Annotated in this window: 12 protein-coding genes, 2 tRNA genes and 1 pseudogene; 10 read left to right on the top strand and 5 right to left on the bottom strand. The window is 44.3% G+C overall.

The window, feature by feature from the left end:
- The first annotated feature begins 150 nt into the window (after positions 1 to 150).
- The 5 genes from R7E29_RS01280 to R7E29_RS01260 all read left to right on the top strand — a co-directional run bounded on the left by R7E29_RS01280 (position 151) and on the right by R7E29_RS01260 (position 2,627).
- A tRNA-Asp gene (locus R7E29_RS01280) sits at positions 151 to 227 on the top strand.
- Positions 228 to 262: 35 nt separating this feature from the next.
- Positions 263 to 339, top strand: a tRNA-Trp gene (locus tag R7E29_RS01275).
- A 474-nt stretch (positions 340 to 813) separates the two neighbouring features.
- Positions 814 to 1,146, top strand: a complete 333-nt coding sequence (locus R7E29_RS01270; protein ID WP_005381768.1) for a DUF1904 domain-containing protein — start codon at positions 814 to 816, stop codon at positions 1,144 to 1,146.
- 12 nt (positions 1,147 to 1,158) lie between these two features.
- Positions 1,159 to 1,995 carry a penicillin-insensitive murein endopeptidase gene (gene mepA / locus R7E29_RS01265; protein WP_054576952.1) on the top strand — a complete coding sequence of 279 codons (837 nt, stop codon included), beginning with the start codon at positions 1,159 to 1,161 and terminating at the stop codon, positions 1,993 to 1,995.
- A gap of 323 nt (positions 1,996 to 2,318) precedes the next feature.
- Complete coding sequence (locus R7E29_RS01260) at positions 2,319 to 2,627, top strand: hypothetical protein (RefSeq protein ID WP_005381765.1); 309 nt, start codon at positions 2,319 to 2,321, stop codon at positions 2,625 to 2,627.
- A 42-nt stretch (positions 2,628 to 2,669) separates the two neighbouring features.
- On the opposite strand, the gene R7E29_RS01255 is transcribed toward R7E29_RS01260, so the two are convergent.
- From R7E29_RS01255 to rdgC, 3 genes are all read right to left on the bottom strand, one after another.
- Positions 2,670 to 2,924: a YfhL family 4Fe-4S dicluster ferredoxin gene (locus R7E29_RS01255; protein ID WP_005381763.1), complete on the bottom strand. Its 255-nt coding sequence runs from the start codon at positions 2,922 to 2,924 to the stop codon at positions 2,670 to 2,672.
- Between the two features lie 2 nt (positions 2,925 to 2,926).
- Entirely contained in the window at positions 2,927 to 4,327 is a 1,401-nt protein-coding gene (yegQ, locus tag R7E29_RS01250) for a tRNA 5-hydroxyuridine modification protein YegQ (RefSeq protein ID WP_005383665.1), read from the bottom strand.
- Positions 4,328 to 4,492: 165 nt separating this feature from the next.
- Positions 4,493 to 5,407: a recombination-associated protein RdgC gene (gene rdgC / locus R7E29_RS01245; RefSeq protein ID WP_054576951.1), complete on the bottom strand. Its 915-nt coding sequence runs from the start codon at positions 5,405 to 5,407 to the stop codon at positions 4,493 to 4,495.
- Between the two features lie 224 nt (positions 5,408 to 5,631).
- On the opposite strand from rdgC, the gene phoB reads away from it, so the two are divergent.
- The 3 genes from phoB to R7E29_RS01230 are packed head-to-tail and all read left to right on the top strand — an operon-like array spanning position 5,632 to position 8,619.
- Complete coding sequence (phoB, locus tag R7E29_RS01240) at positions 5,632 to 6,321, top strand: phosphate regulon transcriptional regulator PhoB (RefSeq protein WP_005381752.1); 690 nt, start codon at positions 5,632 to 5,634, stop codon at positions 6,319 to 6,321.
- A 40-nt stretch (positions 6,322 to 6,361) separates the two neighbouring features.
- Entirely contained in the window at positions 6,362 to 7,660 is a 1,299-nt protein-coding gene (gene phoR, locus R7E29_RS01235; protein ID WP_005383667.1) for a phosphate regulon sensor histidine kinase PhoR, read from the top strand.
- On the top strand, positions 7,660 to 8,619 hold the full coding sequence (locus tag R7E29_RS01230; RefSeq protein ID WP_005381750.1) for a PstS family phosphate ABC transporter substrate-binding protein: 960 nt from the start codon (positions 7,660 to 7,662) through the stop codon (positions 8,617 to 8,619). Before phoR ends, R7E29_RS01230 begins: the two co-directional genes overlap by 1 nt.
- 34 nt (positions 8,620 to 8,653) lie before the next feature.
- Here R7E29_RS01230 and ppx read toward each other — a convergent pair whose 3' ends face one another.
- Positions 8,654 to 10,159 carry an exopolyphosphatase gene (gene ppx / locus R7E29_RS01225; RefSeq protein ID WP_054576950.1) on the bottom strand — a complete coding sequence of 502 codons (1,506 nt, stop codon included), beginning with the start codon at positions 10,157 to 10,159 and terminating at the stop codon, positions 8,654 to 8,656.
- The gene (gene ppk1 / locus R7E29_RS01220; RefSeq protein WP_005381748.1) at positions 10,143 to 12,233 is read right to left on the bottom strand and encodes a polyphosphate kinase 1; all 2,091 of its coding nucleotides are present in this window, start codon (positions 12,231 to 12,233) and stop codon (positions 10,143 to 10,145) included. The genes ppx and ppk1 overlap by 17 nt, the downstream gene beginning before the upstream one ends.
- A 207-nt stretch (positions 12,234 to 12,440) precedes the next feature.
- Here ppk1 and R7E29_RS01215 point away from each other — a divergent pair, with 207 nt between their 5' ends.
- Both R7E29_RS01215 and R7E29_RS23045 read left to right on the top strand, forming a co-directional pair.
- Complete coding sequence (locus tag R7E29_RS01215; RefSeq protein WP_054576949.1) at positions 12,441 to 14,645, top strand: ABC transporter permease subunit; 2,205 nt, start codon at positions 12,441 to 12,443, stop codon at positions 14,643 to 14,645.
- A gap of 30 nt (positions 14,646 to 14,675) precedes the next feature.
- Positions 14,676 to 14,907: pseudogene (locus R7E29_RS23045) on the top strand (phosphate ABC transporter, permease protein PstA); the annotation flags it as partial.
- Positions 14,908 to 14,925 lie beyond the last annotated feature (18 nt).

Raw genomic sequence — 14,925 nt, 5'->3', positions numbered from 1 at the left:
ACTCAGAAGTGAAACGAAATAGCGCCGATGGTAGTGTGGGGCTTCCCCATGTGAGAGTAGGACATCGCCAGGCTTTAGTTTTATTTTCACTTTTTCGAAAAGTGAAGACAAAAGCGGACACTTGCTTATCAAAGCGAGTGATACCACTGCGGAGTGGTAGTTCAGTTGGTTAGAATACCGGCCTGTCACGCCGGGGGTCGCGGGTTCGAGTCCCGTCCACTCCGCCACTTATTTGAGCGTCGTCTCAATAAACACGAATTACAGGGGTGTAGCTCCAATTGGCAGAGCAGCGGATTCCAAATCCGCGTGTTGGGAGTTCGAATCTCTCCACCCCTGCCATACTCTAAAGCCTCAGCAGTAATGCTGGGGCTTTTTTGCATCTGAAGAAAAGAGAATCTGACTAGTTGGAGAGTTGTCGATTCCTCTGATACCAAAGTATCGGGGGATTGAAAGTTCATATCTCCGGGATATTGGTCCACTTCACCTATCCCCCATGTTCATAAGCTCTGGCTTAGGTCAGGGGCTTTTTTATTCCTAACGTATAGTTTCGACGTCAGGTGTATGTTTATCCAACGAATATGGCATACCTTTGCTTCAGATAGTTTTATTTTCTAGTAATGTAATTATTAAATGTTGATGTATCGCTTTGCTCTTTCTGTTTTACCTTCGAATTTTCATAACGCTTTTTCTTCGTTATCGAGCACATCTGATTCACAATCTATTGAAAGGTCAGTGGTTACATTGGCTTGGATGATTACTGACTTGGTTCCTGTTATCATCATGCATTGATGCTAATAATTAGGAAGTAAGTTTATGCCACATTTTCGATTCCGTGCTGTAGAGCCACAAGCTGTTCAGGCATTATCAAAACCCCTTACGGATGAACTTCAGCCTCTAATGGACTGTCCGCGTGAGGATTTTACTTTTGAGTATATCTACACTACGTTTTTCAATGAGGGTGAGGTGAGTGCTGCATATCCTTTTGTCGAAGTGCTTTGGTTCGACCGTGGCCAGGAAGTGCAAGATGAAGTTGCCAAGCTTATTACGCAACAAGTGCGCGGTATCGCTGGTGCCGATATTGATGTTGCAGTTATCTTTTCCGCCTTATCTCCTAAAGCTTATTACGATAATGGCGAACACTACTAAAGGTTAAAGGCTATGAGGCTGAGTTTCATTGTAACTTTGGGTTTATGTTTCTCAGCTTCAGTATGTTCTACTCCTTGGGAATCTGCGGTTAATCCTACCCGAAACTCTTCCTCCTCTATTGGTAGTTATGCTAACGGTTGTTTAGATGGTGCATTACCCTTGCCTCTCGATGGCGTTGGTTATCAAGTCTTACGTAGTAAAACGAAGCGCTACTATGGGCACCCTAAAACGATAGAGTTTATTGAAAATCTGGCGCTTAAAGCTCACCAAAATCTCAACACCACTCTGCTGATTGGTGATTTGTCTTTACCTAGAGGTGGAAGGTTCTCCTCTGGTCATTCTAGTCATCAAACCGGGTTAGATATCGATATTTGGTTAAGACTTGCTGACCAACCGCTTTCTTATAACGAATTACAACTTCCTAAGCCCATGAGTGTGGTGGATTTAAAAGGTTATTCCATACTTAATCATCGCTGGGAAGTACGGCACTTTAAGCTAATTCGGTACGCTTCAAAAAGTAAGGATGTTGCACGAATTTTTGTACATCCTGTTATTAAGGAGCAACTTTGCTTGCAAGAAAACGGCAAAGATCGTTCTTGGTTACGTAAAGTACGTCCATGGTGGGGGCATCATTACCACTTTCACGTCAGGTTATCTTGTCCTGATTCGAGCGACTATTGTGTTGATCAAGCACCACCTCCAGTAGGTGATGGTTGCGGTGCTGAGCTTGCAAGTTGGGCCCCGAAAGCAAAACCTACTGATACCCCTCAACGGGTAAAAACAACCTCTAAGCCCAAACGAAAAAAAGTCGTTCCACCTCAATGCTTGCCGCTTATCAATCCTAATTAGTGTTACTCTTCAGGTTTATCTGTACTTGGTGATCTCTTTTATGAAACTGGAGAAACATCATACTTTTGTCTACATTGAATAGTACCAATACAAAAACTAACCCAATCAGTTTTGGGGACATATTATAGAAATCTAAATTAAACAAAGAGTTGTAGTATGGGTAAGTTGTAACTTCTCTGTTTAGAAAAAGATCTTTCGTCACGATACTCTGGTTTCTTAGCAATATGTCTGTCAGTTGGCTAAAAAGCGATAACAACGCAGACAAGTGTGTAAGGCAGGGATATACCCTTTTCCTGTTAGAAGAGTAAATCAAGGACAAAACCATGACTATGATTTGTGCAAAAGAATTTGCAGAGTGGTTAAGACACAGATTTAGCAGTGATACTAAAGGAGTCTCTTTGACTCGAGAGGATGTGAATCACCTGACTGGGCGTCAACGCCTTGATCCGGGTTTTGTTAATGATGTGCATTATGAGCTGATGCAATATGGAATGGCTTTCGTTACTGATACTAGCCGAGAAAACTTTTATTTAATACCTGTTTCTCAAGCGGAAAATTGGCGTGAGAGACTAGAGTATCATTTTGAAAAAGAGCTGTTCTGCAATATTATCCCTATTGAAAAATCAGGTTGAGAAAAGGTTCAACTTTGATGCCAAAGTTGAACCTAATTGCTCTTATGCTAACCCTTGAATAATCACGAATTTTTCAAGCAACTGCTCTTCAGTTTCGACATGGTTCGGATCAGTGATTATGCATTTTGTAATTGGACACACTGACTGACAGGTCGGCTTTTCGTAATGCCCCTTACACTCTGTACATAGCGCTGGATCAATTTCGAAAATGCTCTCTCCCATACTGATTGCCCCATTGGGGCATTCGGGATCACACATGTCGCAGTTAATGCATTTATCAGTAATGAGCAAGGCCATGGTTACTTACCAGTCGGGTTACGGGTGTCCTGCCCTGAGTTTAGATTACGCATTAATAGGCCATATTCTAAATCTAGCTCTGCTGGTACTGGAATGAATACAAAGTGACCGTTTCCTTTCGCGTCTTCAATAGACTCTGATTTGCGGTTTTCCATTGCCTCTAGCGTGAAAACAATATTGCCTTTTGGCGTCATTAGTTCAAGGTTATCACCGACAAGAAACTTATTTTTTACTTCTACTTCAGCCATGTCACCACGACGTTTGCCAGTGAATTCACCAACAAACTGTTGAGCATCAGAGACTGAGTAACCGTAATCGTAGTTTTGGTAAGTATCGTGTGTATGACGGCGTAGGAAGCCTTCAGTGTAGCCACGGTGAGCTAGGCTTTCTAGTGTACCCATTAGGCTTTCATCGAATGGTCGACCTGCTACAGCATCATCAATTGCTTTACGATAAACTTGAGCGGTACGTGCGCAGTAGTAGAACGATTTAGTACGACCTTCAATTTTCAATGAGTGAACACCCATCTTAGTTAAGCGTTCAACGTGCTGAACCGCTCGTAGGTCTTTAGAGTTCATGATGTAAGTACCATGCTCATCTTCGTAAGCTGCCATTTTTTCTTCTGGACGGTGTGCTTCAGAAAGTAGAACGACTTCATCTGTTGGTTTGCCGCGACCAATTGTGGTTTCAGGACGCTCGTCTTGTACTTCGACAGGCTGTGCTTCCGTCGGGTCGAATTTCTCTACGATGTCACCAGCGTCGTTTTCTTTACCCTCTTCAACTTTGTATTCCCAGCGGCATGCGTTAGTGCAAGTGCCTTGGTTAGGGTCACGTTTGTTGATATAGCCAGAAAGTAGGCAACGACCAGAATAAGCCATGCATAATGCACCGTGAACGAATACTTCAAGTTCAGTTTCAGGGCAATGCTCACGAATTTCTTCGATTTCTTCTAGAGATAGCTCGCGAGAAACGATCACACGTTCCACGCCATTTGCTGCCCAGAACTTAACGGTCGCCCAGTTTACAGCGTTCGCTTGTACAGAAAGGTGAATTGGCATTTCTGGGAAAGCTTCACGAACCATCATAATTAGGCCTGGATCTGACATGATCAATGCGTCAGGACCCATCTCTACGATTGGCTTAAGATCACGGATGAACGTTTTTAGCTTCGAGTTGTGTGGTTGAATGTTACATACCACATAAAGCTTTTTGCCTAGGGCGTGGGCTTCATCGATACCGATTTTTAGGTTCTCGTGGTTAAACTCGTTGTTACGTACGCGAAGGCTGTAGCGAGGTTGGCCAGCGTAAACTGCATCTGCCCCGTAGGCGAATGCGTAACGCATGTTTTTCAGGCTGCCCGCTGGAGATAGTAGCTCAGGCACGAATGCTTTCTCAGTTGTCATTGCTCAATTCTCTTTTATCTGATCACAAGTCAGGCCAATTCCACCTAATGGAAATGGGGCGCAAATTTTACGTCAAAATGTGAACTGTGACTAGGGTAATTGTGCTTCAGATAGAAAAACGCCCTCAAAAAAAGTGAGGGCGTTATGGTTAACCTTTATACAATATTATGCGTTAGGATTCGGTAAGCCGCCTAGCGCATCGTATAAGTTGGGAAGGAAAGCACTGAACTCTCCACACATTAGAGAGAAGTCTGCATCAAATCGAGCTGCTTGATCTTCACGTGGAATATCATCGTTTTGATCTTTCAATTCATCAGAGAATTTTAGACGTTTGATGCCTGCATCTTCCGTCATAATGAACTCAATACGATCTTGCCAATTAAGCGCAAGTTTTGTCACGACTTTATCCGCAGCGATGTGGTTGCGGATTTCATCAGTGGTTAGCTCTTGCTTCTTACAGCGAATCACACCACCTTCTTCAAGTACGGATTTTAGCTCAGCTTCGTCCATCATGCTGATACCTTGAGGTGTGTCACCGCTTTTCACCCACTCGGTTAGCGTAGTTTCAATCGCCACCTCTGGAATAGCAGGAACAACAGGTAGACTACCCATGGTTTTACGAAGCAATGCTAATACATCTTCTGCTTTTTTATAGCTGCTTGCATCAACAAGGATAAAACCTTCTTTTGGCATGATGAGCACGTGAGAGTGGCTGCTGCGGCTGAATGCGCGCGGCAGTAAATCCATTACGATGTCATCTTTCAGGTTGTCTTTCTCTTTCTTCTTCAGAGGACGACCTTCTTGCGCTTCCATTGCTTCTACTTTTGCATTCAATGATTCTTTGATCACAGAGGCAGGTAGCATTTTCTCTTCTTTCTTGGCGCAAATCAGAATGCGGTTTTCTGACACGTGAGTCATCATATCGCCATGTCTACCCATTGCACTGACCCAGCCAAATTTCTGTTTGTCTTGACTGCCACACGGGGTGAATCGGAATTCAGACAGCTGAGTTTCTAGTTGTTCGGCGTTAAAAGTAACCTCGCGGTTAACGCGGTATACCAGACAGTTTTTAAACCACATAAATCTTCTCTAGGCTTGATGACAAGGGACTAATCATAGGGAATTTTTGTGCTGATGTCTTAATAGAAATGAAAAATATCCGAATGAACCTCAAAAGAAAGTTATATGAAAATTTGTTTTCAAAGGTCACAAAAGTGTCATAATTGGTAGTGATAATGCTTATGCATAGAGAGGCGCTTTGTCTCTTAAATTCATTAGCTCAACGAACATAAGGTTACTCAATTATGTCTAGAAGGATTCTGGTTGTTGAAGACGAAGCTCCTATTCGCGAAATGCTGTGCTTCGTACTTGAGCAGAAAGGTTACCAAGCGGTAGAAGCGGAAGATTACGATACTGCAGTAACCAAACTGGCTGAACCCTTCCCTGATTTAGTTTTACTGGATTGGATGTTACCAGGCGGTAGTGGCATTAACTTCATCAAACATATGAAGCGAGAGGAATTAACGCGCAACATTCCAGTTGTGATGCTTACCGCTCGTGGTGAAGAAGAAGATAAAGTGCGCGGTTTAGAAGTCGGTGCGGATGACTACATTACCAAGCCATTCTCTCCTAAAGAGTTGGTTGCACGCTTAAAAGCGGTGATTCGTCGCGTAACCCCTACTGCACTAGAAGATGTAATTGATGTACAGGGATTAAAGCTTGACCCTGTATCGCACCGTGTTACGGCTAATGATGCGCCATTAGACATGGGCCCAACAGAATTTAAGATGCTTCATTTTTTCATGACGCATCAAGAACGCGTATACAGCCGTGAGCAGCTATTAAACAATGTTTGGGGCACCAACGTGTATGTCGAAGACCGTACAGTCGATGTCCATATTCGCCGTCTGCGTAAAGCGTTGGAAGCTGCAGGGCATGATAAGCTGATCCAAACTGTTCGTGGTGCTGGATACCGCTTCTCGACGAAGGCATAAATTAACACGCAGCTTATCGGTACCATTTCTGGAGTTATGAGTGGTTGAAAGATTAACGTGGAAAAAGCTGGCCTGGGAGCTGGCTTTTTTTTACACCCCATGGGTGATAGTAGGTTGGATATTCGGTTATATGCCGTGGTTGCTTTTGGCTGCTACGGCATTGCAGCTTGTGTGGCATTTGCATAACCAAGTACGTTTATCTTCTTGGTTATGGGATGAAAAACGCCTCACGCCACCATCTGGTAGTGGTAACTGGGAATCTTTGTTCAATGGGTTGTATCGCTTACAACAGCGCCAACGCCGTAAACGAAAAGAGCTTACTAATCTTATTCGTCGATTCCGAAATGGTGCAGAATCGCTACCCGATGCCGTAGTGGTATTCCGTGCTGAAGGTAATATTGTTTGGTGCAACAAGCTGGCTCAGCACTTACTGGGCTTCCATTGGCCAGAAGATTCAGGTCAACCTATCTCCAATCTCATTCGTACACCTGATTTTATCAAGTACCTCAACAAGAAAGACTTCTCAGAGCCATTAGAAATGCGTTCACCACTCAATGTCGAACGCATGCTAGAACTACGTATCGTACCGTATACCGAAGGTGAACATTTGATGGTGGTGCGTGATGTTAGCCAGTTAAAACAACTTGAGGGAATGCGTCGCAACTTCTTTGCCAACGTATCTCATGAACTGCGTACACCAATGACGGTGCTACAAGGTTATCTTGAGATGACAGAAGACCCTGATATGGTCGTGGGTCCAATGTGGAGCAAAGCTCATGGTGTCATGACGGAGCAGCTCAACCGCATGAACAGTTTGGTGAACCAACTACTGACACTATCTAAAATTGAAGCGGCACCTATGCATGAACTTGAGGAAGTCGTGAATGTGCCTGCGATGCTTGAAGTGTTAGAGAAAGAGGCAGTTAGCCTTAGTGGGGACAATCAACATAAATTGAAATTTGATGTTGATGCTAGCCTACGCGTGCTGGGCGATGATGACCAGTTACGTAGTGCTATCTCTAACCTCGTTTATAATGCCGTCAAATACACGCCGCCTGGTGCAAACATTAATGTTCGCTGGTTCCAGACCTCTCAAGGCGCATGCTTAGAGGTGGAAGATAGTGGTGATGGTATTGAACCTCAGCACCTACACCGACTTACCGAGCGTTTTTATCGAGTGGATAAAGCAAGATCACGTGATACTGGTGGAAGTGGTTTAGGGCTTGCCATTGTAAAACACGCGCTGAGTCACCATGACTCTCATTTAGAAATTCACAGTGAAGTAGGCGTGGGTAGTAAGTTTTCTTTCGTATTGCCTGAGCGTTTGGTGGTGAAATAATGGCTTTACGATTGGCAAAAACATTCAGTTTATTCGCGCTTGTTTGTTCTTGTATGGCTGCTGCTCAAGATAAACCATTGCCGACTTATCATAAAACGACGGGGATTGTCGGGAACTTGCTCTCTGTTGGCTCCGATACACTTGCGGGTATGACAACGCTTTGGGTTGAAGAGTTTAAATCCATTTACCCGAATATTAATGCGCAAGTCCAAGCGTCTGGCTCTTCTACTGCCCCCCCAGCATTGACCGAACAAACAGCTCAGTTTGGTCCCATGAGCCGCCCTATGCGTTTAAGAGAGGTTGAAGCGTTTGAACGTGAACATGGCTACAAGCCAACGGCGCTCAGGGTAGCCATCGATGCAATCGGTATTTTTGTTCATCAAGATAACCCAATTCAAGGTCTTAACTTTAGTCAATTAGATGCTTTGTTTTCTGCCACGCTACGCTGTGGCGAAAGTCAATTTGTAACAAACTGGCAGCAACTCGGTCTTGAATCACAGTGGGCAAAGCGAAACGTCCAGTTGTTTGGTCGTAACTCCGTTTCTGGAACTTATGGTTACTTCAAAAGTAATGCCTTGTGTGGCGGCGATTTCAAGACCCGAGTTAACGAGCAGCCAGGCTCCGCGTCAGTTGTGCAAGCTGTAGCGTCAACCATCAGTGGAATTGGTTATTCCGGTGTCGGTTATCGAGTGGCAGGTGTGCGCTTAGTCCCTGTGGCTAAAATGGGAAATGACTACGTGACTCCAACGCGAGAACATATTGTTAGTGGTAAGTACCCACTATCACGTTACTTATATGTTTACGTGAATAAGCACCCTGATTACCCATTAACACCAATTGAAGCTGAATTTATTCGCTTTATCTTTTCTGCTCAGGGACAAGCGTTGGTTGAGAAAGATGGTTATGTGCCCATTACGGCAGATTTTGCAGAAGAAGAGTTAAAAAAAGTCGGCCTGTAAGCCGACTTTTTATTTAGGTATGGACTGTACGAGATCAGAAAGTGAGTGTCCACTTCGCGCTGTCCCAACGTTCTTGTTCTTCCTGTAAATCCGCGTGAAGTAATTTATTGTTTTCTAGCCATGCTTCATCTGTGCATGTGAGAATCCATTCGTCATTTTTGATAGATAAGGTGATATCAGGCAATGGATCTTCATTACGCTGCCCATTTAATACGATAGAAAGTCGTAATATTTTGATGAGGCTTATAACGTCACTCTGTTTATAGAGGTTGAAATCTGGTAGTTCTTGCAATTTGAGCGCTTTACGCTGGAAGCGAGCCAATGTTGCAAGCACTAATTGCTGCTCACGGTTGAAGCCTTGTAGGGTGGAGTGCAACAGAATATAAAAAGAGTGGCGATGGAAACTACGCAAGTTGATACTTAATCCGACTTCATGAAGCAACGCTGCCCACTCTAGTAAGTCAAATAATTCACTCTTTTTCTTAATGCCTAGTTCAGAGCGTACCTGACATAACATCTCACGTGCATGCCCCTTAACACGAGCGGCATGTTCTAAGTCGACTCGGTGCTTGTTGGCTAAATTTTCTGTGGTGCGCATGCGAATATCGGAGCGTGCAAAACGCTCTTCCATTTCGTACAACAGGCCTTCGCGTAGAGCACCATCGGAGAAAAACATTTGCTCAATGCGAAGCGCTTTGAAAATCGCGGACAAAATCGCTACGCCTGCTGCGAATACGGGTTTACGTTCTTCTGTTAGACCCGCCAGCTCAATATCTTCAATGGAATCAAATTTACACAGAGTTCCGATAAGTGTATCCAGTCGACTCGCTGTGATCAGGCCATCTTCAAAACCTAATCCTACTAGCACTTCTTGAATCGCTTTGATGGTTCCTGATGAGCCGAGAGCAATATCCCAGCCCTTTTTACGATATGTTGAAGCGATGGACTCGAGTTTTTGTTCGGCAGCTAACATCGCCTTGCTGAAGTTTTTTCCTGACAGTTTGCCGTTTTTAAAGTATTGCTCTGTAAAACTGACGCATCCCATCTGTTTACTGTTGAGAAGCTCAGGCTCAAATTCTTGTCCAATAATCATCTCGGTACTGCCGCCTCCGATATCGATGACTAGTTTGGAGTTGGATTCTACTTGAGTGTGCGCGACGCCTAAGTAAATCAGGCGGGCTTCTTCTTCTCCAGGGATAATTTCTATTGGGAAAGGCATCACTTCTTTCGCACGCTCGATGAAAAGGTGGGCATTTTTAGCGCGTCTTAGTGTGTGTGTGGCGGCGATACGTACATTTGACTCATCAAGCCCTTGCAACCTTTCAGCGAACATGGCTAAGCATTCTAGCGCACGCTCCATTGCGGCGTGACTTAAGTTCAATTCACTGTCGAGTCCTGATGCTAAGCGAACACGTTGTTTATGACGACTAACCAGTTGTAGGTCACTGCCGACAACTTTGGCCACCACCATATGGAAACTGTTTGAGCCGAGGTCTATCGCGGCAATGTAGCGAGTATCTTGTTCAAGTATTTGAGGCATCTGAATTTTGTTTTCTAGTTTGCTTTTCTATATTTTTAAGATAGTCATAGATAGCGATTTGAGAGCGAACTTTTTTGCGATTACCTCGTGGTACGTAAGCGTTACTCATTTCTTTATCTATTAAACGAGCCTTTACTGTATCGGTAAAATGGATATTCGTTATATCAATAATTCTCTGTTTCAAACGTGGATCACGGACTGGTACTGCTACCTCGATACGGTGATCAATATTTCTTGTCATCCAGTCTGCGGAGGAGATATAAACTTGCGGATCGCCATCATTGTGGGTGATCACCACGCGAGGGTGCTCAAGAAAGCGGTCAACAATACTGATGATGCGAATATTGTCGCTGATCCCCTCAATGCCCGGTACTAATGAGCACATGCCTCGAATGATCATGTTTATTTTTACACCGGAAGTACTTGCTCCATAAAGCTTATTGACGATGCCTTTATCGACTAGGTTATTGACCTTGATCGTAAGAGCGGCTTTTTTCCCTAGCTTGGCATTCGCAATTTCATTATCGATTAAGCGGTAGATTTGGGTTCGAGAATTACGAGGAGATACCATAAGGTGATTGAACTTCACTGGTCGGTATGGATTCTCAATGTAACCGAAGACATTACGGACTTCATTAGTGATTTCTTGATCTGCCGTAAGCAGGGAGAAGTCGGTATAAATTCGTGCCGTCTTCTCATGGAAGTTGCCTGTGCCGATGTGTGCGTAGCGAATAATTTCTTCACCTTCGCGGCGGCTAATCATCAGTAGCTTTGAGTGAATCTTAAGACCAGGCGCACCAAAGATGACGTGCACACCCGCTTCGGTTAATACTTTTGACCATTCGATATTGGCTTCTTCATCAAAGCGAGCTTGCAGTTCGACGACCACAGTGACATTTTTGCCGTTGTGCACTGCATCAATTAAAGAGTTCATCAAGCGAGAATCTTTCGCGACGCGATAAATGTTAATCTTGATACTAAGTACTTTGGGATCGAAGGAGGCTTGGCGCACTAACTCACTAATGTGGTCAAAAGTGTGGTAGGGATAATAGAGCAGAATATCTTTCGCTTTAATCGCGTCAAAGCTGTTGGCATAACCTTCGAAATCGGCACATTTCATTGGCGGGAGAGGTTTATTTTCAAGATACTCTCGTCCAACATTTGGAAAGCCGATGAAGTCTTTAAAGTTGTGATAGCGTCCGCCGGGGATAAGGTTATCGTAGTTAGAGATATTAAGTTTGTTACACAGAAACTCTAACATTTGAGGCGGCATATCGCGTTCGTAGACGAAGCGAACGGGCTTTGCTGTCAGTCGCTGATTGACACCCTCTGACATTTGTTCAAGCAAGCTGTACTCGATTTCATTGCGTAAATCGTATTCAGCGTCACGCGTCATTTTCATCGCATAGCCGCTAAGCTCATCATAATCAAAAAAGCCTTTGAACAGCTCGTCCAAACAGTGGCGGATAATATTATCAAGTAAGATGATGGTTTTTCGACGCTTTCCTTTCTGTTCTGGTACCATCACAAAGCGGGGAAGGTGATCGGTCGGAATTTCGATCAGAGCGTACTGGTAATGTTCTTCTTTACGCAGTTCCACGGCGATGTAAGCGTACTCGTCTTTGAGAAATTGCAGAACATCGATCTCGTCTTTCATTAGGAGGGGAGTGATATGCGGCATTACCTCTCTACGGAAGTATTTCGCGATCCACTTTTGTTGCGATTCATCCAGTTGTTGTTCGTTGACCAAGAAAATGCGACGTCGCGCCATTTCTCGAATCAACTCGCTGTAAAGCTCATCAAATTGTTCGTTAAGCTTTAGTGCTTTCGACTGCATTTTGGTTAACAGTCGTTTAGGGCTATCACTGCCACCGCGCTCTTGGCTGATTAGGATTCTGCGCTTCACGTCCGCAAAGCGTACTTTGTAAAATTCATCTAAATTGTTGGAAAAGATCCCAAGAAAGCGAATACGTTCGATCAAAGGGACGGTTTTATCGGCAGCTTCTTGTAATACTCGTTCGTTGAAAGACAACCAACTCAGTTCTTTTTCTATATATAGTTTTTCTGCGCTCATAACCTTACCTAGCCAAAAGTGAAGTATTACGTACTCATCTTGGAAAAATGGATGAGTGAGAACATTATGAGATTTTCATTACAGATTTATTTCATACCACGCATTGCATAAGAGTTGTATTCTTTTCAGGTGTTTAATGTGATCTGTAATATAATTGTCATCTTAACGACATATTCTAGTACTAAGTCAAAAAAGGTAGAGATTTAAATGGCACAAGCCGAGTTTTCATTGCAGGAAAAAGATAAGAAACGACTGATAAAAGATCGTTTAGTTCGACTTGCAGTGACATCCGGTGGTGTCGGCGTACTCGCGGCGCTTATTTTGATCTTTGTCTACCTCGCCATGGTGATCATTCCGCTTTTTTCTGATGCGGAGATCAAAACCAACCAAGCCATTCGAGCCACTCATATTGAAACACCACTTGCGATTTCAGTGGATGATTACGCTCAGCTCGCGTTCGTTCTAACCCAAAGTGGTGAGATTCAATATTTGTCGATGGACGATCCTACGAAACCTGCGGTGTATACACAGCAAATCGCCCAGAAACCCGTCGCTTTCTCTCAATCTGCTCCTGGGCTAGGTTGGTATGGATTTGTTGATGGGCAGGGTAAAGCGAACCTTTTCAAGCCAGAATTTAATGCCACGTTGAGAGAAAATACACGTCCTCCGGAAGTGATTGAGCTAGACACCAGCATGGATCTGACACTAAGTACGCCTCAAGATCCTGTGACTCAGTTTGTATTTGCAGCTTCGACGCCCTTACCAACGGTTGTTTGGCAGATGCAAAGTGGTGAAGTGAAAGCTCGCTGGCAAGTGGCTTCGTCTTTGGGTACGTCTCCTACAACGATCGATTTTACGTTCTCTTCAGGCTTTAATACGCCTCAGCAAATGTTGTTGACACCTGACGGTGAAACGCTTTATTTGCGCGATGGCTCTGAGTTGATCGTGTTAAAGAAAACCGCACGTAAATTTGCTGTGCGAGAGGTGGTCGATCTCACTCAAGGTGATAAGAAGCATTCCGTTCGTACGATAGACTTATTGGCTGGTGCTTACTCGCTTTTGGTGACGCACAACGATGGTCGGGTGTCGCAATGGTTTGATACGCTGCAAGAAGAAAAACGCACGTTAACACATATTCGTGATTTTAAATTGGCATCAGAGCTTAAGTATTTGTTGCCGGATTCTCATCGAAAAGGATTTTATAGCTTTTACACCAACGGCACGTTGCAAAGCCATTATACAACCAGTGAAAAACTGGTGTTGTTTAAGCGTGCGTACAATCAAGCGCCCGCAATCGCAGCAATGTCTAACAATGAGCGCTACTTAATCACTTGGCAAAATAATGCGTTAAATGTTGCGGAAGTGGACAATGCCTATCCGGAAATTTCATTGTCTTCATTATGGCAAGAAGTGTGGTACGAAGGGTATCCTGAGCCTGAATTTGTGTGGCAATCGACTTCGGCGAGCGATAACTTTGAGGCTAAGTTCAGCCTAGTACCTATTGCGTTTGGAACGATAAAAGCGGCGATGTTTGCGATGCTGTTTTCAGTACCGCTCGCAGTGCTAGGTGCTATTTATACGGCTTACTTTATGTCGCCACGCATGCGTCGTGTCGTAAAACCGTCGATTGAGCTAATGGAAGCACTGCCGACGGTGATCATTGGTTTCCTCGCGGGATTGTGGTTCGCGCCTATTGTCGAAGATCATTTGATTACGATCGTCGTTATGCTGTTTGTTTTGCCCTTGAGCACCATGATTATGGGCGGGCTATGGGCATTAATACCGCAACCTTTGCGGAATCGTCTGCCTAATGGTTGGCATGCTTTAGTGCTCATGCCTGTCATATTGGTACTGATTGGGCTTGGAGTGTGGATTTCGCCTACGATTGAGCAGACGTTCTTTGGTGGCGATATGCGCTTATTCTTAACCGAGCATGGTATTGGTTACGATCAACGCAATGCATTGGTGGTGGGGCTAGCGATGGGGTTTGCTGTTATCCCGACGATTTTTACCATTGCCGAAGATGCTATTTTCTCTGTACCGAAGCATTTATCGGATGGCTCTTTGGCATTAGGGGCCACGCCTTGGCAAACTTTAATCTATGTTGTCTTGCTTACTGCAAGCCCAGGTATTTTTTCTGCCATTATGATGGGCCTGGGACGCGCTGTTGGCGAAACCATGATTGTGTTAATGGCAACGGGCAATACGCCATTAATGGATTGGAATATTTTGGAAGGATTGCGCAGCCTGTCGGCGACCATCGCCGTTGAGTTGCCAGAGTCGGAAGTTGGAAGTTCGCATTATCGCCTGCTGTTCCTAGCTGCATTGATTTTGTTTGTGTTTACGTTTGCAGTAAACGCGCTTGCGGAGTGGGTTCGTCAGAGACTGAGAGATAAGTACCGTGCGTTGTAATAATGGTTTGAATAAAGAGCGAGTAATAACGTGTTAAATTGGATTCGTTCTGGCGCACCGTGGATATGGCTAACAGGCGGTGCAGTCAGCATCAGTTTGTTGTCGGTATTAGGGTTGTTACTCCTTATCGGCTGGAAAGGCCTGACTTACTTTTGGCCAGCGCCTTTGTATCAGTGGAATGTTGCAGCGCTGACTCCTGTACAAGGCGAAGTGCTACATGAAAATACTATTCTGATTGGTCAAGTGTATGAGCGCAGCTTTGTACCGAAGAGTTATTTGC

The organism is Vibrio sp. Vb1729 (genome assembly GCF_033338655.1).
Lineage (GTDB): Bacteria > Pseudomonadota > Gammaproteobacteria > Enterobacterales > Vibrionaceae > Vibrio > Vibrio alginolyticus.
The sequence above is the reverse complement of the archived record's forward strand: the minus strand, read 5'-3'. Positions and strand labels throughout refer to the sequence as shown.